An 18,473-nucleotide genomic window follows, 5' to 3' on the forward strand; every position below is an offset into this window, starting at 1 on the left:
CCGTGCCGTCGACCCCGCAGGACGGCGGCAGGCGGGTGCGATCGGCCGACGGAACGCAGATCGCGCTCTCCGAGTACGGCGACCCGTCCGCCCCGGTGCTCGTCTGCGTGCACGGCTATCCCGACAACGCGCGCCTGTGGGAGCCCGTCGCGGCCCGGCTCGCCGACCACTTCCACGTCGTCACGTACGACGTACGCGGTGCGGGCGACTCCGACCACCCGCGTGGGCGTTCGGCGTACCGGCTGGAGCGGTTGGAGCAGGACTTCACCGCGGTGCTCGACGCGGTCGCGCCGGACGGACCGGTCCAGCTGCTCGCGCACGACTGGGGATCGATCCAGGCTTGGCACTTCGTGACCAGTGAGCGGTTGCGCGGCCGGATCGCGTCGTTCGTGTCGATCTCGGGGCCGTCGCTCGACCATGCGGGCTACTTCTTCCGCAGCCGCCGTCCGCTGGGCGACAAGATCTCACAGCTCGCGCACTCCTGGTACATCTTCTACTTCCAGCTGCCCTGGCTGCCCGAACGCGGCTGGCGCAAGGGCTGGGCGCATCGGGTGTTCGGCAAGCTGGAGCGGAGCGCCGGAGGTCATGTCCACGCGGACGGGGAGCGCTCTCTGGCGGACTACCGGAACGGTCTGGAGCTCTACCGCGCGAACGTTCTGCCGCGGTTGCTGCGACCGCGGCCGCGGCGTACCGACGTACCGGTGCTGGTGGTTTCGCCGGACGGTGACGCGTTCGTGACGACGCCGCTGCAGACCGACATCGCACGGTGGGCCCCGAATCTGAGCGTCCAGGTGGTCAGGGGTGGCCACTGGTTACCCCGGAACGATCCCGGACTCGTGGCCCGATTGACCCGCGAGCACACCCGCCGGGTGGCAGGCTGGCAGGTATGAGAACGCTGTTGAACCTGATCTGGCTGGTGCTGGCCGGCTTCTGGCTGGCCGTCGGCTATGTGATCGCCGGACTGATCTGCTGCATCCTGATCGTCACGATCCCGTTCGGCATCGCGTCGTTCCGGATCGCCGGGTTCGCGCTGTGGCCGTTCGGCCGCACGGTGGTCGACCGCCGCGGCGCGGGGGCCGGGTCGGTGCTCGGCAACATCATCTGGGTCGTGCTGGCCGGCTGGTGGCTGGCGCTGGGGCACCTGGTCACCGGGATCGCGCTGTGCGTGAGCATCATCGGCATCCCGCTCGGCCTGGCCAACTTCAAGCTGATCCCGATCTCACTGCTGCCGCTGGGCAAGGACATCGTCTCCACCGACGAAGCCTTCGGGACTCGATGACGCCGGCTGCCTGCGCGGTGGGTTCGGCGCCATGAGGTCGCTGACCGTGCTCGGGTCCTGCGGTGCATGGCCCGAGGCGGGCCGGGCCTGCGCCGGCTTCCTGCTCGAGTACGACGGCTTCACGGTCGTGCTCGACCTCGGTTACGCGACGCTGCCGCGGCTTCTCGAGCACTGCCCTGACGGCGAGGTCGACGCGGTCGTGGTGACCCATCAGCATCCCGACCACTGCGTCGACGTGAGCGCTCTCGCGCGCGTCCGGCACTACCAGGCGCCGCACGCCGCGCCGATCCCGTTGTTCTGCCCACCCGGCGTTCTCGACGTACTGCGGGCGCTGGAACCACGTCCCGACCCGGCGACCGTCTTCGCCGTCCACGACCTGGCCGGCGCCCGGGAGATCGGTCCGTTCCAGCTGGAGACCGCTCTCTTGCCGCACTACGTGACGAATCTCGGCGTACGTCTCAGCGCTCCCGGACTCACAGTCTCCTACACAGGTGACAGCGGTCCAGCCCCCGAGTTGGCAGCGTTGGCCGAGGGTGCCGATCTGCACATCTCCGACGCGACGCATCAAGTTCCGCCACCGGAGCCGAGGTTTCTGATGACGGCCCGGGAGGCCGCAGCCGGCGCGAAGGGCGCCAAGCGATTGCTGCTGACGCACTTCTGGCCGGGCACGGATCGCGCTGTCTCGGTCTCCCAGGCACAGGAGCTGTTCGCCGGCGAAGTGATCGCCGCCGAGGAAGGCCTCGTCCTCGATCTCGGCTAGGTCGAGGACGAGCACGGGCGCCGCGCCACCAGTCGCGGCGCCCGTTGTTCTAGGAGGACTTCTCCTTCTTCTTGGCCGCGGCAACGATCTTGCGGACGTTCTCGATCGAGCCGGCGCCGGATTCGATCAGCCGGGCCCGCTCGGCCGCGAACTCCGCACCGAGCTTGTCGCGGACCTCCTGGGAGACGTCCGTGCGCGCCGGGTTGAGCACGTCGCGCTCCTCCTCGTCGAGGTGGTGCGACAGCGCCTCGGACAGTTCGTGCGTCTTCTCGCTGAACTCCTCCGAGGAGGTGTCCTCGACCTCCATCAGTTCGAGCAGCGCCTCGTTGCCCTCGTCGTGCTCGTGCTCGGAGTGCTCGACCTCCTCGGCGTCGATCGCGTTCTTGTTCCGCAGCGAGGGATAGACCTTGGACTCCTCGGCCTCCGCGTGCGCGATCAGCACGGTCGCCAGGTCCGCGAGCACGGCGGCGCGATCGCTCTGCACGTCGCGCAACTCACGCAGCGCCTCCTCGAACCAGCGGTGGTCGGCGAGAATGATCTCGACCACGTCACCGCTGGCGTGCTGCAGAATCTTCGGCATGTAACCCTCCAGGTACTTGGTGCCCGGCAACCGCACCGGGTTCCTCCGGCCAGTACCCGGCCCCCGCCACGCCATGCGCCCGGCACGGCTCACGACCGCCGGTTACCCTCCGCCCATGGTTACCACCCGCGCGCTCGTCCGCCGTCCCAGCCCGCGCCTCGCCGAGGGCCTGCTCACCCATCTCGAACGCGTCCCGGTCGACGCCGAACTCGCCGTACGGCAGTGGCAGCAGTACGTCGACGCGCTGACCGCCGCCGGCTGGTCGACGATCGAGGTCCCACCGGCCGACGACTGCCCCGACAGCGTGTTCGTCGAGGACACGATGGTCGTGTACGGCGACCTGGCGGTGATCGCGCGCGCCGGTGCCGAGCAGCGACGCCCCGAAGCGGCCGCCGCCGCCCAGGCGGTCGAGGCGCAGGGCTACCGCCTGGCCGACATCGATGCCCCCGGCACCTTGGACGGCGGCGACGTGCTCAAGATCGGCACCACCGTGTACGTCGGCCACGGCGGTCGCACGAACCAGTCCGGCATCGCCCAGTTCCGCGCCCACCTCGAACCGCTCGGCGCCCGCGTCGTCGCCGTACCGGTCCGCAAGGTCCTGCACCTCAAGTCGGCCGTCACAGCCCTGCCCGACGGCACGGTCATCGGCTACGAGCCCCTGGTCGACGACCCCGCGGCGTTCTCCACCTTCCGCCCGGTCCCCGAGGAGTCCGGTGCCCACGTCGTCCTGCTCGACGACCACCAACTCCTGATGGCCGCCTCGGCCCCTCGCACGGCGGAGCTGTTCTCCGGCCTCGGCTACACGCCGATCCCCGTCGACATCACCGAGTTCGAGAAACTCGAAGGCTGCGTCACCTGCCTATCGGTCCGCCTCCGCGGCTGACTGCTCGTCGTCGATCGAGGCGTGCTGAATCAGCTTCAGCTTGGGATCGTCGACGGCGAACGTGCGGATCGGGCCGGCCGGCGTCGCGGCGGTTTCGAAGCGGACGGTGACGCGGCCCCGGCCGGCGCCCCACACCCAGCCGTCCCCGTACGCCGGGTGGGTGACGTCCTGGCCGGGGTAGTAGCCGGTCTGGCGTTCGCGGGAGCGGACGGGGACGTCGGCCAGGTCGACCGCGGCCTCGACGGCCTCGGACTCGGTGAAGAGGTCGTCCTGGATCCAGTCGGCCAGCGACGAGACGCCGACGCCGAGCAGGCGGATGCCGCCGGAGATGTCGCTGTCCTCGAGCAGGCGGCGGGCGACGCGGGCGACCACGCGCGGATCGTCGGTCGGGCCGGCCAGCGTGGACGACCGGGTGTGCGTGGTGAAGTCGTGCATCCGCGTCTTCACCGTGACGGTCCGGCCGGACAGCTGGGCCTTCTGCAGGCGTTCGGCGACGCGGTGGGCCATCCGTTCGCTGATCGCGGCGAGCAGCGAGCGGTCGATGATGTCGGTCTCGAAGGTGTCCTCGATGCTGACCGACTTGGTCTCCCGGTCGCTCACCACCGGCCGGTCGTCGGCGGCCACCGCCATCCGGTGCAGGCTCGAGCCGTGCGCCGTACCGACCTGGCGGATCAGTTCGTCGGCGTCGAGCTGCTGCAGGTCCGCGACCGTACGGACGCCGGCCATGCTGAGTCGTTGCGCGGTCGCCGGACCGACGCCGGGGATCACCGTGACCTGCATCGGCGCGAGGAAGTCCGCCTCGGTGCCGGGCGGCACGACCACGACGCCGTCGGGCTTGTCGAGATCGCTGGCGATCTTCGCGATCAGCTTCGACGTCCCGGCGCCGACCGACGCGGTCAGCCCGCCGCTGGCGTCCTTGATCGCGTCCTTGAGGTCGTTGGCGATCGCCTGCACATCGTCGACGGTCAGGTCGTGCAGGCCGGCCGCGGACAGGTCGACGAACGCCTCGTCCAAAGACAGCGGCTCGACCAGCGGGGACAGCGCACGCATCTGCGCCATCACGGCCTGGCTGGTGGACCGGTAGACCTCGAACCGCGGCGACAGATAGGCCGCGTGCGGGCACCGCGACCGCGCCTCGGCCGTCGACATCGCCGATCGCACACCGTACTTGCGAGCCTCGTACGACGCCGTCGAGACCACGCCGCGCAGGCCGATGCCGCCCACGACGACAGGTTTGCCGCGCAGGGAGGGCTTGTCCCGCTGCTCGACCGCCGCGAAGAACGCGTCCAGGTCGACATGCAGGATCGACGGATCGGCACGCACCCCCACAGTCTGGCTGGTCGCACCGACAAGTCCGCGAGCCGGTCGCCTGACAGGATCACCCCATGACCAGCTTTCCCGGCCAATGGGACGACGGTACGGCGGCGGACGGGCCGGAACACCAGGTGCACTGGTACGACGAGCGGACGGCGATCATCCGCCAGTCGCTGCGGACCAACTTCGAGGGCCCCTTCCTCTATCTCCTGCTCGGCTCAGAACGCGCTCTCCTGCTCGACACCGGCACGGGCCACACCGATCTGCGGACGCTGGTCGACGAGCTGCTGACCGGCCGTGACCTCGAGCTGGTGGTCGCGCACACCCACGCGCACGGTGACCACGTCGGCGGCGACGACCAGTTCGAGCGCGTCGTCGGCCACAGCGCCGAGGAGGTCGCCGCGTTCTTCGGGATCGGTGACTGGCCCGGCGGGATCGGGCGACTGGATCTGGGAGAGCGCGTTCTCGACGTGATCCCGATTCCCGGCCACCAGGGCGCCGACATCGCGGTGTACGACGCGCGGACCCGGCTGCTGCTCACCGGCGACTCGTTGTATCCGGGCCGGTTGTACGTGCCGGACTGGGGGTCGTACCGCGCGAGCGTCCGGCGGCTGGCCGAGTTCGTTGCCGCGGGCAATCCGGTGGACTGGGTGCTCGGCGCGCACATCGAGATGCCGGACCGGCCGGGGGAGGACTACCCGATGGGTGCCGACGTGCATCCCGGCGAGCACCCGTTGCAGCTCGCCCCGCAGACGCTGACCGAGCTCCACGAGGCGCTGACGGCCGCCGGTCCGCAGCCGCGACGGCTGGTCCGCGACCACTTCATCGTGTTCCCGCGCTGAGCCCTCGGCGTACCAGTGGATGGTCGGCGACGCGATCCAGGTCACATCCACCGCCCGGTTCGGGCAGACTGTCGCCAGGTACAGAGAAGTACGCCGTACCCACGGCAGTACCGGAACAGGGGAGGCTCAGATGGGCGAGGAAGTCGACCGGGTCGAGTTCACCCGGGCGGACCGCACGGCGTTCCGCAACCAGGTCCATCGCAACCTGGACGCGTTCGCACGGATGCTGCGCGAGGCGCGGTTCGACGCCGAGCGGCCGATGACCGGCATCGAGATCGAGCTGAACCTGGTCGACGAGCGGTGCGACCCGGCGTTCAAGAACTCCGAGGTGCTGAGCGCGATCGAGGACGACGCGTTCCAGACCGAGCTCGGCCAGTTCAACATCGAGATCAACGTGCCGCCCGGCCAGATCGACGGCGACGGGCTGGACACCATGGAGGCCTCGATCCGGGCCAGCCTGAACGCGGCCGAGGACAAGGCGCAGCGGACCGGCTCGTCGATGGTCGTGGTCGGCATCCTGCCGACGCTGATGACCGAGCACATCCGTCGCGAGGCGCTCAGCACCAACCCGCGCTACGCGTTGCTGAACGACCAGATCTTCCAGGCCCGCGGCGAGGACGTGCAGATCGCGATCGACGGCGTCGAGCGGTTGCAGGTCACCGCGGACAGCATCGTGCCCGAAGCGGCCTGTACGTCGACGCAGTTCCACCTGCAGGTCACGCCGGAGGCGTTCCCGCGGTACTGGAACGCCGCGCAGGCGATCTCCGGCGTCCAGCTGGCGGTCGGGGCGAACTCGCCGTTCCTGTTCGGCAAGGAGCTGATGCGCGAGACCCGGATCGCGCTGTTCGAGCAGGCCGCCGACACCCGCACCCACGAGCTGAAGACGCAGGGCGTCCGGCCGCGGGTGTGGTTCGGTGAACGATGGATCACCTCGATCTTCGACCTGTTCGAGGAGAACTCGCGCTACTACCCGGCGCTGCTGCCGGTCACCTCCGACGAGGACCCGATCGCCGTGCTGGACCGCGGCGACACCCCAGCTCTTTCGGAGCTGCGGCTGCACAACGGGACGATCTACCGCTGGAACCGCCCGGTGTACGACGTTGTCCGGGACAAGCCGCACCTGCGGGTGGAGAACCGGGTGCTGCCGGCCGGCCCGACGGTGGTCGACACGATGGCCAACGGCGCTTTCTACTTCGGGCTGGTCCGGGCGCTGGCCGACGACGAGCGGCCGATCTGGTCGCAGATGTCGTTCAGCGCGGCCGAGGAGAACTTCCACGAGGCGGCCCGGCAGGGCATCGACGCGGAGGTGTTCTGGCCGGGCGTCGGCACCGCCCGCGCCACCGAGCTGGTCCTGCGCCGGCTGTTGCCGTTGGCATCACAGGGCCTGGACGCGTGGGGCGTCGACCCGCGGGTCCGCGACCGGCTGCTCGGCATCATCGAGCAGCGCTGCCTCACCCACCGCAACGGCGCCTCCTGGCAGGCCGACGAGTTCCACCGCTTGTATACCAAGGGATCGCACGATCGCCGTGACGCTCTGCGAGGGATGCTGAGTCGTTATCGCGACCACATGCACGACAACACCCCGGTGCACGAGTGGCCGGTGGACTGAACCGGTTAGCCAACGCAGTCAAGAAAGTCCCCGGCCCGCCGACAACGTAGGACACCGGTCCGCCCACTTGCCGAGGGCAACGGCATCGGACTGGCGCGCCGGGCCCGGAGCCTGCCAAGGTGTGCGCCAGGGTGTCGCCGGGGGAGGGTTAGAAGCCCTCGGCGCGGGTATGCAGGGGCCAACCGATCTGCCTGCCCGGGCCTGCACGGTCTCGTTGCGGACACAACTGTCTAACGGTCACGGTCGCGACACAGATGGTGCTTTTCCACAGATGCCGGTAGCGGTTCAGGGCAGTATCGTTCGGAACGGGTCGACAGTGACACCCGGAGGTGAGGCAAGTCGATGACGACCATCGTCGTGGGTTATGTGCCGAAGGCCGAAGGGCGCGCAGCCCTTCGCCGGGCGGCAGAGGAGGCGACGCTCCGCGATGCCAAGCTGGTGGTGGTGAACTCCCATCGTGGCGGACGCAGCTTCGACAGCGACGAGGCGGCGGCCAGTGAGGCCGCGTTGACGGAGGTGCGGGAGCAGCTCGACTCGACCGGTGTGCCCTACGAGGTACGGCAACTGGTGCGTGGACTCGATCCGGCGGAGGACCTGGTGGCCGTCGCCGAGCAGGTGCACGCGGAGTTCATCGTGATCGGCCTGCGGCGCAGGTCGCCGGTCGGCAAGCTCATCCTCGGCAGCAACGCCCAGCGGGTGCTGCTCGACGCTCCGTGTCCGGTGCTGGCCGTGAAGGCCGAAGATGGGGAGGACTGAGGTGACTTCGACACGCAGCAAGAAACTGTGCCTTGCGCAGCAGCCCGACGCCGACGAGATGCTGAGCAGGGACCCTTTCGCGCTGATGGTCGGCATGCTGCTCGACCAGCAGATCCCGATGGAGCGTGCCTTCGCCGGCCCGGTCCTGATCGCCAAGCGGATGGAAGGCCCGTTCGACCCGTGCACGGTCGCCGCCTACGACCCGGACGGTTTCGTCGAGGTGGTCGCGGGCCCGCCCGCGGTGCACCGGTTCCCGACCGCGATGGCAGCCCGGATCCAGACGCTGGCCAAGCACCTGGACGAGGAGTACGGCGGCAACGCCTCCGGCGTGTGGGCCGACGTGAAGTCCGGTGACGACCTGCTGGCCAGGTTGTCCGCCCTGCCGGGCTTCGGCGCGCAGAAGGCGAAGATCTTCGTCGCCCTGCTCGGCAAGCAGCTCAAGGTCCGGCCGCGCGGCTGGCGGGAGGCCTCCGAACCGTACGGCGAGGACGGTGCCTACAAGTCGGTCGCGGACGTGATCGACGTAGCCTCGCTGGTCAAGGTCCGCCAGTTCAAGGCCGCCCAGCAGGTCGCACAGCAGCGGGTGGTCGCGCGGCCGTTGCGGCAGACCAGGAACAGTTGAGGATTCAAGGGGTAGGCCGGTGCCGGCCCGCGGGGGCGTGCGGGCACCGGTCGTGGCACGCCGGGACGGGGGCCGCGCGTGGGTCGGGGTTGGTCCGCGGATTACAATGTAGTGTTGCTGCCGCCTGACGGACACCGCTGACCAGCGAACACGATCGCAGACGAGCACAGAAGCCGGTGCGCAGCGCAGAATTCGTGGTACCACCTGTTCCATCAGCACCGCCGTATCGCCGTACAGAAAACCCTGCGTCAGACGAGAGGTAATTCGTGTCGTCCAGCTCGTCCGAGAACCTTCCCGCCGAGTCCGCCCGGGCCGTGGCCGCCACTGCCCGCAGCACGGCCCCGAGGACCAGCGCCAGAGTGCCTGACCCTGCCGCCAAGAAGGCCACCGTGAAGAAGGCCGCTCCCGCGGTCAAGAAGGCTGCTGCATCCAAGGAGGACGGTATCCCCGCGAAGAAGGCCGCCGCGAAGAAGGCGCCGGCGAAGAAGGCCGTGTCCGAGGCGGGTCTGTCGATCGACCCGAAGACCGGGAAGCCGCGCGCCCTGGACGAAGTCGACGAGTCCGACTTCCAGCCCGACGCGGTCAAGCCGCTGGAGAAGGAGCTCACCGAGGACCAGGGCTTCATCGTCTCCGAGGCCGACGAGACCGACGAGCCCGAGCAGCAGGTGATGGTGGCCGGCGCGACCGCCGACCCGGTCAAGGACTACCTGAAGCAGATCGGCAAGGTCCCGCTGCTGAACGCCGAGCAGGAGGTCGAGCTCGCCAAGCGGATCGAGGCCGGCCTGTTCGCCGAGGAGCAGATCAGCGACGAGGCGACCAAGCTCAAGGACAAGGTCCGCGACGAGTACGAGTGGATCTCCGAAGACGGCCGGCGGGCCAAGAACCACCTGCTCGAGGCCAACCTGCGACTCGTCGTCTCGCTGGCCAAGCGCTACACCGGGCGCGGCATGCTGTTCCTGGACCTGATCCAGGAGGGCAACCTCGGTCTGATCCGTGCGGTCGAGAAGTTCGACTACACCAAGGGTTACAAGTTCTCCACCTACGCGACCTGGTGGATCCGGCAGGCGATCACCCGCGCGATGGCCGACCAGGCCCGCACCATCCGGATCCCGGTGCACATGGTCGAGGTGATCAACAAGCTCGCCCGCGTCCAGCGCCAGATGCTGCAGGACCTCGGCCGCGAGCCCACTCCGGAAGAGCTCGCCAAGGAGCTCGACATGACCCCGGAGAAGGTCATCGAGGTGCAGAAGTACGGCCGCGAGCCGATCTCCCTGCACACCCCGCTCGGTGAGGACGGCGACTCCGAGTTCGGCGACCTGATCGAGGACTCCGAGGCGATCGTGCCGGCCGAGGCGGTGTCGTTCACGCTGCTGCAGGAGCAGCTGCACGCGGTGCTCGACACGCTGTCCGAGCGCGAGGCCGGCGTGGTCTCGATGCGCTTCGGCCTGACCGACGGCCAGCCGAAGACGCTGGACGAGATCGGCAAGGTCTACGGCGTCACGCGCGAGCGGATCCGGCAGATCGAGTCCAAGACGATGTCGAAGCTGCGGCACCCGTCGCGGTCCCAGGTCCTGCGCGACTACCTCGACTGATGCACCAGGTGATCGCCGGCGCGCTGTCGCTGGTGATCCCTGCGCTCGACACGGCAACTCTGGCCGCCGCCGTTCTCACGGCGGCGGCCTTGCTGTTCGCGCTGTTGCTGGCCGACCGGCACTCCCGGACGCCGGTCGTCACGCCGCTGGTCGCGCTCACCCTGCGCGAGCAGTCCGCGCGGACGGCGTACGTCTCGCTGCGTGATCCGGACACCGCCGGGCGTCCACGACCCCGAGCTCCCGGGCTGTAGTCGCACTTCCTCGCGACCGGTCCGTTTCCCTTTGTTCTTGTGGAGCTCAGTCATGCCCTCATTGCTCGACGCGCCGATCAGCGGCGCCTACCACCTCGTGTCCTGGATCGCCGGCCTACTCGAACCCGTCGGCGGCCCGTACGCCGCGGCGCTCGCGATCGTCGTCTGCACGATCGTCGTGCGGCTGGTGCTGCTGCCGCTCAGCCTGGCCGCCGTCCGCGGCGAGAAGTCCCGTGCGGTGCTGATGCCGCGGATCCAGGAGATCAGCAAGTTGCACGCCAAGGACCCCGAACGCGCTCAGCGGGAGATCGCCGAACTGCAGGCCGAGTCGGGCACGACGCTGTTCGCCGGGTGCCTGCCGATGTTCGCGCAGCTGCCGTTCTTCTGGGTGCTCTACACGCTGTTCTCCCGCGCGGTCGTCGGCGGCGAGCCGAACCAGTTGCTCGCCGGGACACTGTTCGGCGCCCCCATCGGAGTCCACTGGCCGGTCTTCGCGTCCACCCCGGCGTACGCCGGTCTCGCGGTGCTGCTGGCCGTCGTCGCCTTCTTCTCCGCCCGCCGTCAGCTGGCCCGCTTGGATGCCACCGCCACGCCGCTGGGGCGAAACCTCGCGCGCCTGCTTCCGTTCGGCACGCTGGTCACCGCGGCGTTCATCCCGCTCGCGGCTGGTCTCTACTTGCTGACCACCACGACGTGGACGGTGATCGAGCGGGCGATCCTGCTGCGCTGACGGGGGAGCCTCGCGCGCCAGGTCACCCGGCCAGGGCCGGCACTCAGCGCGCGAGGCGCAGCGCGTTCCGGCCTGCGGCATGCATGTCGTGACAAATGCGGCGAGCTGGGTAGCGCTGATCGTGGTGCTGGCGGGCGCGCAGGCTTTGCCGGTCCGGCAAGAAGGTTTGCCCGGCGGGTGCGGGCGGGGTTCGATCTGATCCATGACGACAGAACAACTCCCCGACGAGTACTGGAACACCTTCTACGCCGAGCGCGATCAGATCTGGAGCGGCAAGCCGAACGTCGTACTGGTCGACGAAGTCGCCGACCTGAAGCCGGGCCGGGCGCTCGATCTCGGCTGCGGCGAAGGCGCCGACGCGATCTGGCTGGCGCAGCGGGGCTGGACGGTCACCGCGGTCGACATCTCCTCGGTCGCGCTCGGCCGGGCGGCGAAGCACGCCGAGGACGCCGGCGTCGGTGACCGGATCGAGTGGCAGCAGCACGAACTCGGTACGTCGTTCCCGGACGGCGAGTTCGATCTGGTGTCGGCGCAGTTCCTGCACTCCAAGACCGAGCTCGCGCGCGAGAGCATCCTGCGCAGCGCCGCCGGCGCGGTGGCGCGCGGGGGAGTGCTGCTGATCGAGGGACACCTCGGCTTCCCGCCCGGCGAGCCCAACCCGCATCCCGACATCCACTTCCCGACGCCCGGCGAGGTGATCGAGAGCCTGGAACTGCCCGAGGACGAGTGGGAGGTCCTGGTCAGCCGCGAGCACGACCGGACCCAGGTGATGCCCGACGGCGCGGTGATCAACCGCCGCGACTGCACGGTGAAGGTCCGCCGCCACTGATCGCTGACCGCCGCACGGCTGTCGAGCCGGCGCTTCGTGCACCGGTCAGCCGCGAACTCGCCGCGGACGTGGCTAGCCGGGGCACAAAGTGCGGGTGTGAGGCGAGCGGCGATGCGCCGGGGCTGGGGTCACGCGGCGTCGGCGACGGGAGGGGCTGGGATCACGCGTCGACGGCGACAGGAAGCGTGACCGTGAAGGTCGCTCCACCGCCGGGGGTGTCGGAGACGGTGACCCGGCCGCGGTGGGCGGCTACCAGTGCGGCGACGATCGAGAGGCCGAGGCCCGAGCCGCCGGTGGCTCTCGTTCGGGCGGAGTCCGCGCGGTAGAAGCGCTCGAACACGCGCGCCTTCTGCTCGTTGTCCAGCCCCGGGCCGGTGTCGGCGACCTCCAGCACCGCCTCGCCCTCGCGGGTCCCCACCGACACCGTGACCGGCGCCTCGACCGGCGTGTGGTGCAGGGCGTTGCTGACCAAGTTGCCCAGCACTTGCCGTAGGCGCGCTTCGTCGCCTTGGACCACCGGCGCCCCCGAATCCGGCAAGATCCGCAGCCTGACCGAGCGCTCGGGCTGCACCGCCTCGGCATCCTGTACGGCGTCACCGGCCAGCGTCAGCAGGTCCACCGGTTGGTACCGCAACGGGCGCTGCTGATCGAGCCGGGCCAGCAGGAGCAGGTCGTCGACCAGCAACCCCATCCGCTTCGCCTCGTCCTCGATCCGCTTCATGGTGGCCGGATCCATCGCTCCACCGCGTTGCCGGGTCAACTCGGCGAACCCGCGGATCGAGGTCAACGGCGTGCGCAGCTCGTGGCTGGCGTCCGCGACGAACCGCCGCATCCGCTCCTCCGACTGCCTGGCGTGGTCCTCGGACCGCCGCGCGTCCTCTTCCGACTGCCGCGCGACTTCCTCCGAACGCCGCGCGATCTCCGCCGACCGCCGGGCGGACTCCTCCGAGCGCCGCGCGGCCGCCTCCGACGCAGTGCGCTGCGCGAAGGCGGTCTCGATCTGGCCGAGCATCTGGTTCAGCGCGAGCGACAACCGGCCGACCTCGGTCCGGGGATCACGTTGCGGGATCCGCCGGCCGAGATCACCACCGGCGATCGCGACCGCGGTGTGCTCGACGTCCTCGAGCCCGCGCAGACTGCGCCGTACGACGTACGTGCCGACGCCGGCCAGCAGCACGAGCAAGATCACCCCGGCGGCGATCTGCACCCCGACGAGCTGCTGGATCGTGTGGTCCATGTCGCTGAGGCTCTGGCCGATCATCAGGTAGCCGTTTCCCCGGGCCAGTGGAACGGCGAGCACCCGCCAGGTCTCGCCGCCGGAGACCGCGCCGGTGTCGAACGGCTGGTTGCCCTTGGCAATGACCTGGTCGAGGGTGAGGGTGGGCAACGCGGGCTGGCTGTCGGACTCCCGCAGCGGTTCTCTCAGTCTGCTGGCCTGGATCTCGGTGCCGTCGGACTGGAACCACTGGACGACGAAGGCGCTCGGGAGGCGGGGCTCGTTCCGTCCCAGTCGCGGACGGCCGATGCCGGGGCCGAGCGGCTGGTTGGCCAACGGCTTGGACACGTCGGCCAGCTGGCTGTCGACCTTGTCCAGCAGATAGCCGCGCATGATCGTGGTCGCGACCAGGCCGGAGGTGAGCAGCGCCGCGGTGACCAGCGTGAGCAGCACGAGCACGATGGTGATCCGCAGCGGGTAGCGCTCGGTCAGGCGCGGGCGGCCCGACATCAGCTCGGTCCCCGCGGCGTCCGCAGCACATAGCCGACGCCGCGAACTGTGTGCAGCAGCTTCTGGTCCCCGGTGTCGACCTTGCGGCGCAGATAAGACATGTACGACTCGACCACGCCGGCGTCACCCGCGAAGTCGTAGTTCCAGACCGCGGAGAGGATCTGGCCCTTGGACATCACCCGCTCCGCGTTCTCCAGCAGGCAGCGCAGCAGCTTGAACTCGGTCAGCGACAGCTGCACGGCCTCACCGGCCTTGAACACCTCGTAGCTGTCCTCGTTGAGCTCGAGGTCGGCGTACTTGAGGATCGCCGGCTCGGTCGCGGCCTGCTCGCGATGACCGGACCGGCGCAGCAGAGCGCGCACCCGGGCGACCAGCTCGTCCAGGCTGAACGGCTTGGTCACGTAGTCGTCGCCGCCGGTCTGCAGACCGAGCACCTTGTCCTCGACGGCGTCGCGGGCGGTCAGGAAGAGGACCGGAACGTGCCGGTCCTCTCCCCGTAGCCGCCGGACCACCTCGAAACCGTCCAGCCCGGGCATCATCACGTCGAGCACCACCAGATCGGGCTCGAGCTCGCGCGCCTTCTTCAGCGCCTCGGCCCCGTGCGTCGCCGTGGTCACGTCGTAGCCGGCGAACCGCAGGCTCGCGGACAGCAGCTCGACGATGTTCGGTTCGTCGTCGACGACCAGGAGATGCGGGCTCATGGCCTCCAGTCTGCCCCCGGCGACCGTGCGAACCCTGGCAGCTTCCTGGCAGTTCGCTGTGAGCGTTCCCCGGCCGGCGTCAGCGCGGGCCGCGCTTGAAGCCCCACTTGTCGCGGGCCGCGTCGCGGACCGTGCCGTCGTTGACGGTGGTCGCGGTGGCGACGTTGTTGGCCACCACAGCGGTCACCATCACCTGGTTGCCGGTCTTCACGTCGTCGATGCCGTCGCGGGCCGCGTTCACCAGGGTGTCCTCGGTCAGCGTGTACTCGCGGCTGTAGCCGTCCGCGCTCTTGACGGTGAGCTTGTCCTTGCTGACCGCGGTGACCTCACCGCGCTGCGTAGAAACGGTCTGGTAACCACCGCCCTCCTTCTCCACCACGAACTCGCCGTGCAGCGCACCCCTGCCGAGCCCGAACTCGCCGTGCCGGCCGCCTGTCTTGCCCGGCTGGGCCGGGTCGGCGGGCGCCGACGGCGAGGCCGAGGGGGACGGCGAGGGCGAAGGATCGGCGCTGGTGGTGGCCCAGGCGACTCCGCCGGCCGCCGTGGTGACGACCACCGCTGCCACGGTGCCGGCCACCCGCCACGACTTGTCGGTGAGCTTCTCGAACGACGCCATCTGCAACTGCCTCCCGGTACGACGTACCAGGCCTTCACCTGGTACTGGTCGTCCCACCCTGCGACGCCGACCTGAGACGAGCCTTCCGCGAAGCTGGCAAAATCCTGGCAATCAGACCACGAACAGGACCGCGCCCAGCCAGACGGCCGCGGCCAGCGCCGTCCCGATGAACTCGATCAGGATCGACAGGCCGGTCGCTCGCAGCGCGTGCTTGGTCGAGGTCCAGGCCAGCGGGTGCGTGCCGAGCCGCTGCCGCTCCGACAGGTAGACCCCGAGCGGGAACCCGACGAACATGCCGACCACCGGGATCACGAAGAACCCGACGATCCCGAGCAGCACCCCGACGAACATCGACCGCCGGGGCACGCCGGACTCGCGCAGCCGGCGTTCCGGTACGACGTACTTGACCACCTGGCTCGCACCGATCAGCACCACGGCCGCGGCCAGCACGACCCAGCCGGTCGCGCTCTGCTCCTCCAGCGCCCAGACCAGGATCGCCGCCAGGCTCAGCAGCGCCCCGGGCAGGATCGGGACCACGATGCCGATGATGCCGACGAAGATCGCCACGCCGACCAGGAGTGTCGCAACACTGTTCACACCCACCACTGTGCCGGAAAAGCGGCGGCTTAGTGTGGACGCATGGCTGCGCTGCACGAACTGATCACCACGCTCTCGGCTCCCTGGGTGGTGCTGTCGCCCCGCTCGGGTCAGCTCACCGGCACCGGAGCCGAAGGCGTCTATGCCCAGGACCGCCGGATCCTGTCCCGGTTGCTGGTCACGGTCGACGGGCGGGAGCCGCTCGCGGTGCACGTCGACGAGTCGCCCCGGGACGGGAGGCCGCACCCGCTCGGGGTCACGGTGTTCGGTGCGGTGGTGGAAGGCCTGGGCGACGGCGGGCACGATCCGACGGTCCGGCTGCGGCGGACCCGCACGGTCGACGGCAAGGGCCTGATCGAGCGGATCACCCTGGTCAACACCTCCCACCGGACCATCGAGTGCACGCTGAAGGTTGCCCTAGGCACCGATCTCGCGGGGACCGCCGAGGTGCGCAGCGAGGCAGCCGCGAGTCTTCCCGCGCTCGACCCGATCGCCGACGGCACGACCCTGCACTGGGAGAACGCCGCGGGAACGCGAGTGAGCGCTCTCTCCGATCCCGAGCCGTCTCTCACCGCCGACGGCATGCAGTGGCGGCTGCAGGTCGAGCCCGGTGACGAGTCCACGGTCACACTCCGGATCAGCGCCGTCTTCCCGCCGGCCAGCGGCTTCGAGATCAAGCCGCCCGAGCAGCGTCCGGCGTACGGCGAGATCGCGGTGTCCTGTGACGACTCGCGGGTCGAGCGGTGGATCCGGCGATCCCTGGACGACGTCGCCGCGCTGCAGCTGGGAACGGGCAGAGAGCGCTATCTCGGCGCGGGCCCGCCCTGGTACCTGACGCTGTTCGGCCGCGACTCGCTGATCTCGTCGGGGATGCTGATCCCGGTCGATCCCGAGCTCGCGGCCGGGACGCTGCGCGCGCTGGCGCAGTGGCAGGGCACCAAGGTGGACACCGACGCGGCCGAGCAGCCGGGCAAGATCCCGCACGAGTTGCGCGCCGAGGTCGCCGACCACGGCAACGGCCTCGTCCTGCCGGCGGCGTACTACGGGACGCACGACGCCACCCAGCTGTGGATCACCACGCTGCACAAGGCCTGGCGCTGGGGCATGCCCACCGACGAGGTCCGCGCCCTGCTGCCGAACCTGCAGAGAGCGCTCACCTGGATCAAGGAGTACGCCGACCCCGATGGCGACGGCTTCCTCGAGTACATCGACGAGTCCGGACACGGCTTGGCCAACCAGGGCTGGAAAGACTCCAGCGACTCCGTCCAATGGCCCGACGGCACAATCGCGACCGCGCCGATCGCACTGTGCGAGGTCCAGGGTTACGCGTACGCCGCCGCGCTCGCGGGTGCAGAGATCCTGAGCTCCTTCGGCCTCGACGGCGCCGACGAGTGGCGGGCCTGGGCGGCGGAGCTGAAGACCAGGTTCCGGGAGAAGTTCTGGGTCGACGGCTATCCGGCGATCGCGCTCGACGGCGACAAGCGCCCGGTCGCCGGCCCATCGTCCAACCTGGGTCACCTCCTCGGGACCGGACTGCTCGACGCCGACGAGGAAGCGGCCGTCGCCACCCTGCTCGGCGACAAGCAGCTGGACAGCGGTTTCGGACTCCGCACGCTGACGACCGAGATGACCGGCTTCAACCCGCTCGGTTATCACACCGGCAGCGTCTGGCCGCACGACACAGCGATGGCCGTCCAGGGCTTGTACGCCGCCCGCCAGGCGACCGTCGCCACGACGTACACGCGCGGCTTGGTCGAGGCCGCGGAGTCGTTCGGCTACCGGCTCCCGGAGCTGTACGGCGGAGCTGGTGTGGGGGCGGAGAGCACTCCGACGCCGTACCCGCTGTCGTGCCGCCCGCAAGCTTGGGCCGCGGCCTCAGCGATCGCAGTCGTCATCGCGGCGCTCGGCATCGAGCCGAACGTCCCGGCGGGCACGCTCGACATCACCCCGGCCGCCGACTTCCCGTGGCGCTCGCTGCGGATCGACGGTGTCCGGCTCGGGGAGCGAACGCTGACGGTCGAGTACACGGACGGCAACCTCACCCTGAGCTAGACGGCCCGAAGCCTCGACCTGAGCTGGAGGTTCAGTGCACCGTCGCGGTCAGAGCCGCGACAACAGCGACGGCCAGGTAACTTCCGCCCGCCAGATAGCGCTGGATCCGGGTGCTGCGCGGTGAGCGGAAGCGCCGGCCGATCGCGTCGGCGCCGACGGCGTAGCACAGGTCGAGCGCCAGCCCGATCACCAGGACCGCGAGGCCGAGCAGCAGCATCTCGGTGCGCACCTGGGCCGAGCCGGCGTCACGGCTGGTGAACTGGGGGAGGAAGGCGAGGAAGAACAGCGCCGCCTTCGGATTGAGCAGGTTCACCAGCACACCGGCGCGAAAGACGCGTCCCAGCGGTTCGGTGCGCAGCGCCCCCTGCCCGGAGGAACTGCCGGTCGCTCGCAGGGTCTTCACGCCGAGGAAGGCCAGGTACGCCGCGCCGGCCAGCGAGATCACCGTGAACAACTCGGGCGACGCCTCGAGCACGGCGACCAGCCCGAGTGCCGTGACCAGGATGTAGACCACCGACCCGGTCTCGATCGCGAACGCCGACACCACTCCGGCCCGCCGGCCCTGGGTCAGGCTGCGCAGCGAGATGTAGATGTTGTTCGGCCCCGGCATCCCGACCAGAACCACCGTCGCGCCGACGAACCCGAGCAGCTGCCCGATCCCCATGACCACCCTCACCTCTTCAACTGGACTGCCTTCGGCACTAGCCTGGCCGCTCGACATCCAGTCCACCCGA

Annotated in this window: 20 protein-coding genes; 13 read left to right on the forward strand and 7 right to left on the reverse strand. The window is 69.8% G+C overall.

Going from position 1 to position 18,473, the window contains the following annotated elements; genetic code table 11:
- Window positions 1-2: 2 nt before the first annotated feature.
- From ACQPXM_RS20095 to ACQPXM_RS20105, 3 genes are read left to right on the forward strand one after another with little or no spacing between them, the layout of a single operon-like run.
- Window positions 3-890: an alpha/beta fold hydrolase gene (locus tag ACQPXM_RS20095; RefSeq protein ID WP_432950809.1), complete on the forward strand. Its 888-nt coding sequence runs from the start codon at window positions 3-5 to the stop codon at window positions 888-890.
- A complete protein-coding gene (locus ACQPXM_RS20100; RefSeq protein ID WP_432950811.1) occupies window positions 887-1,279 on the forward strand; it encodes a YccF domain-containing protein in 393 nt (130 codons plus the stop codon). The genes ACQPXM_RS20095 and ACQPXM_RS20100 overlap by 4 nt, the downstream gene beginning before the upstream one ends.
- A gap of 31 nt (window positions 1,280-1,310) precedes the next feature.
- Complete coding sequence (locus tag ACQPXM_RS20105) at window positions 1,311-2,039, forward strand: MBL fold metallo-hydrolase (RefSeq protein ID WP_432950813.1); 729 nt, start codon at window positions 1,311-1,313, stop codon at window positions 2,037-2,039.
- Between the two features lie 49 nt (window positions 2,040-2,088).
- On the opposite strand, the gene ACQPXM_RS20110 is transcribed toward ACQPXM_RS20105, so the two are convergent.
- Entirely contained in the window at window positions 2,089-2,619 is a 531-nt protein-coding gene (locus ACQPXM_RS20110; protein ID WP_432950815.1) for a hemerythrin domain-containing protein, read from the reverse strand.
- A gap of 115 nt (window positions 2,620-2,734) precedes the next feature.
- On the opposite strand from ACQPXM_RS20110, the gene ddaH reads away from it, so the two are divergent.
- Window positions 2,735-3,502, forward strand: coding sequence for a dimethylargininase (ddaH, locus tag ACQPXM_RS20115; RefSeq protein ID WP_432950816.1), 768 nt, complete (start codon window positions 2,735-2,737; stop codon window positions 3,500-3,502).
- On the opposite strand, the gene ACQPXM_RS20120 is transcribed toward ddaH, so the two are convergent.
- Window positions 3,479-4,825, reverse strand: a complete 1,347-nt coding sequence (locus ACQPXM_RS20120) for a DNA polymerase IV (RefSeq protein ID WP_432950818.1) — start codon at window positions 4,823-4,825, stop codon at window positions 3,479-3,481. The genes ddaH and ACQPXM_RS20120 overlap by 24 nt on opposite strands.
- A gap of 62 nt (window positions 4,826-4,887) precedes the next feature.
- On the opposite strand from ACQPXM_RS20120, the gene ACQPXM_RS20125 reads away from it, so the two are divergent.
- The 8 genes from ACQPXM_RS20125 (at window position 4,888) to ACQPXM_RS20160 (ending at window position 12,047) form a co-directional block, all read left to right on the forward strand.
- A complete protein-coding gene (locus ACQPXM_RS20125) occupies window positions 4,888-5,658 on the forward strand; it encodes an MBL fold metallo-hydrolase (protein ID WP_432950820.1) in 771 nt (256 codons plus the stop codon).
- A gap of 130 nt (window positions 5,659-5,788) precedes the next feature.
- Window positions 5,789-7,267 (forward strand): glutamate--cysteine ligase, encoded by a 1,479-nt coding sequence (locus ACQPXM_RS20130; protein ID WP_432950822.1) that lies wholly within the window; start codon window positions 5,789-5,791, stop codon window positions 7,265-7,267.
- A 342-nt stretch (window positions 7,268-7,609) separates the two neighbouring features.
- A complete protein-coding gene (locus ACQPXM_RS20135) occupies window positions 7,610-8,023 on the forward strand; it encodes a universal stress protein (RefSeq protein WP_425830781.1) in 414 nt (137 codons plus the stop codon).
- Between the two features lies 1 nt (window position 8,024).
- Window positions 8,025-8,645 (forward strand): HhH-GPD-type base excision DNA repair protein, encoded by a 621-nt coding sequence (locus tag ACQPXM_RS20140; RefSeq protein ID WP_077016258.1) that lies wholly within the window; start codon window positions 8,025-8,027, stop codon window positions 8,643-8,645.
- A 266-nt stretch (window positions 8,646-8,911) separates the two neighbouring features.
- Window positions 8,912-10,237: an RNA polymerase sigma factor gene (locus ACQPXM_RS20145; protein WP_432950824.1), complete on the forward strand. Its 1,326-nt coding sequence runs from the start codon at window positions 8,912-8,914 to the stop codon at window positions 10,235-10,237.
- Complete coding sequence (locus tag ACQPXM_RS20150; RefSeq protein WP_432950826.1) at window positions 10,237-10,488, forward strand: DUF6412 domain-containing protein; 252 nt, start codon at window positions 10,237-10,239, stop codon at window positions 10,486-10,488. The genes ACQPXM_RS20145 and ACQPXM_RS20150 overlap by 1 nt, the downstream gene beginning before the upstream one ends.
- A 52-nt stretch (window positions 10,489-10,540) precedes the next feature.
- Window positions 10,541-11,218, forward strand: coding sequence for a YidC/Oxa1 family membrane protein insertase (locus ACQPXM_RS20155; RefSeq protein ID WP_432950828.1), 678 nt, complete (start codon window positions 10,541-10,543; stop codon window positions 11,216-11,218).
- Between the two features lie 202 nt (window positions 11,219-11,420).
- Window positions 11,421-12,047 (forward strand): class I SAM-dependent methyltransferase, encoded by a 627-nt coding sequence (locus ACQPXM_RS20160; RefSeq protein WP_432950829.1) that lies wholly within the window; start codon window positions 11,421-11,423, stop codon window positions 12,045-12,047.
- 160 nt (window positions 12,048-12,207) lie between these two features.
- Here the strand turns inward: ACQPXM_RS20160 and ACQPXM_RS20165 are convergent, their stop codons facing one another.
- The 4 genes from ACQPXM_RS20165 to ACQPXM_RS20180 form a co-directional block, all read right to left on the reverse strand.
- A complete protein-coding gene (locus ACQPXM_RS20165) occupies window positions 12,208-13,773 on the reverse strand; it encodes a sensor histidine kinase (RefSeq protein ID WP_432950831.1) in 1,566 nt (521 codons plus the stop codon).
- Window positions 13,773-14,474 (reverse strand): response regulator transcription factor, encoded by a 702-nt coding sequence (locus tag ACQPXM_RS20170; protein WP_432950833.1) that lies wholly within the window; start codon window positions 14,472-14,474, stop codon window positions 13,773-13,775. Before ACQPXM_RS20170 ends, ACQPXM_RS20165 begins: the two co-directional genes overlap by 1 nt.
- 79 nt (window positions 14,475-14,553) lie before the next feature.
- A complete protein-coding gene (locus ACQPXM_RS20175; protein WP_432950835.1) occupies window positions 14,554-15,090 on the reverse strand; it encodes a hypothetical protein in 537 nt (178 codons plus the stop codon).
- Between the two features lie 111 nt (window positions 15,091-15,201).
- Complete coding sequence (locus ACQPXM_RS20180) at window positions 15,202-15,687, reverse strand: DUF456 domain-containing protein (RefSeq protein WP_432950837.1); 486 nt, start codon at window positions 15,685-15,687, stop codon at window positions 15,202-15,204.
- 42 nt (window positions 15,688-15,729) lie between these two features.
- Between ACQPXM_RS20180 and ACQPXM_RS20185 the strand changes: the two genes are divergently transcribed.
- A complete protein-coding gene (locus tag ACQPXM_RS20185; RefSeq protein WP_432950839.1) occupies window positions 15,730-17,739 on the forward strand; it encodes an amylo-alpha-1,6-glucosidase in 2,010 nt (669 codons plus the stop codon).
- A gap of 31 nt (window positions 17,740-17,770) precedes the next feature.
- Here ACQPXM_RS20185 and ACQPXM_RS20190 read toward each other — a convergent pair whose 3' ends face one another.
- Window positions 17,771-18,403 carry a LysE family translocator gene (locus tag ACQPXM_RS20190; protein WP_432950841.1) on the reverse strand — a complete coding sequence of 211 codons (633 nt, stop codon included), beginning with the start codon at window positions 18,401-18,403 and terminating at the stop codon, window positions 17,771-17,773.
- Between the last annotated feature and the right edge of the window lie 70 nt (window positions 18,404-18,473).

Source organism: Kribbella sp. CA-253562 (assembly GCF_050942265.1).
Lineage (GTDB): Bacteria > Actinomycetota > Actinomycetes > Propionibacteriales > Kribbellaceae > Kribbella.

What these genes read in the sequence shown, in the direction of transcription:
- ACQPXM_RS20100 (WP_432950811.1), top strand. Translation starts at nt 887, where the DNA reads ATGAGAACGCTGTTGAACCTGATCTGGCTGGTGCTGGCCGGCTTCTGG.
- ACQPXM_RS20105 (WP_432950813.1), top strand. Translation starts at nt 1,311, where the DNA reads ATGAGGTCGCTGACCGTGCTCGGGTCCTGCGGTGCATGGCCCGAGGCG.
- ACQPXM_RS20110 (WP_432950815.1), bottom strand. Translation starts at nt 2,619, where the DNA reads ATGCCGAAGATTCTGCAGCACGCCAGCGGTGACGTGGTCGAGATCATT.
- ddaH (WP_432950816.1), top strand. Translation starts at nt 2,735, where the DNA reads ATGGTTACCACCCGCGCGCTCGTCCGCCGTCCCAGCCCGCGCCTCGCC.
- ACQPXM_RS20125 (WP_432950820.1), top strand. Translation starts at nt 4,888, where the DNA reads ATGACCAGCTTTCCCGGCCAATGGGACGACGGTACGGCGGCGGACGGG.
- ACQPXM_RS20130 (WP_432950822.1), top strand. Translation starts at nt 5,789, where the DNA reads ATGGGCGAGGAAGTCGACCGGGTCGAGTTCACCCGGGCGGACCGCACG.
- ACQPXM_RS20135 (WP_425830781.1), top strand. Translation starts at nt 7,610, where the DNA reads ATGACGACCATCGTCGTGGGTTATGTGCCGAAGGCCGAAGGGCGCGCA.
- ACQPXM_RS20150 (WP_432950826.1), top strand. Translation starts at nt 10,237, where the DNA reads ATGCACCAGGTGATCGCCGGCGCGCTGTCGCTGGTGATCCCTGCGCTC.
- ACQPXM_RS20155 (WP_432950828.1), top strand. Translation starts at nt 10,541, where the DNA reads ATGCCCTCATTGCTCGACGCGCCGATCAGCGGCGCCTACCACCTCGTG.
- ACQPXM_RS20160 (WP_432950829.1), top strand. Translation starts at nt 11,421, where the DNA reads ATGACGACAGAACAACTCCCCGACGAGTACTGGAACACCTTCTACGCC.
- ACQPXM_RS20165 (WP_432950831.1), bottom strand. Translation starts at nt 13,773, where the DNA reads ATGTCGGGCCGCCCGCGCCTGACCGAGCGCTACCCGCTGCGGATCACC.
- ACQPXM_RS20170 (WP_432950833.1), bottom strand. Translation starts at nt 14,474, where the DNA reads ATGAGCCCGCATCTCCTGGTCGTCGACGACGAACCGAACATCGTCGAG.
- ACQPXM_RS20175 (WP_432950835.1), bottom strand. Translation starts at nt 15,090, where the DNA reads ATGGCGTCGTTCGAGAAGCTCACCGACAAGTCGTGGCGGGTGGCCGGC.
- ACQPXM_RS20185 (WP_432950839.1), top strand. Translation starts at nt 15,730, where the DNA reads ATGGCTGCGCTGCACGAACTGATCACCACGCTCTCGGCTCCCTGGGTG.
- ACQPXM_RS20190 (WP_432950841.1), bottom strand. Translation starts at nt 18,403, where the DNA reads ATGGGGATCGGGCAGCTGCTCGGGTTCGTCGGCGCGACGGTGGTTCTG.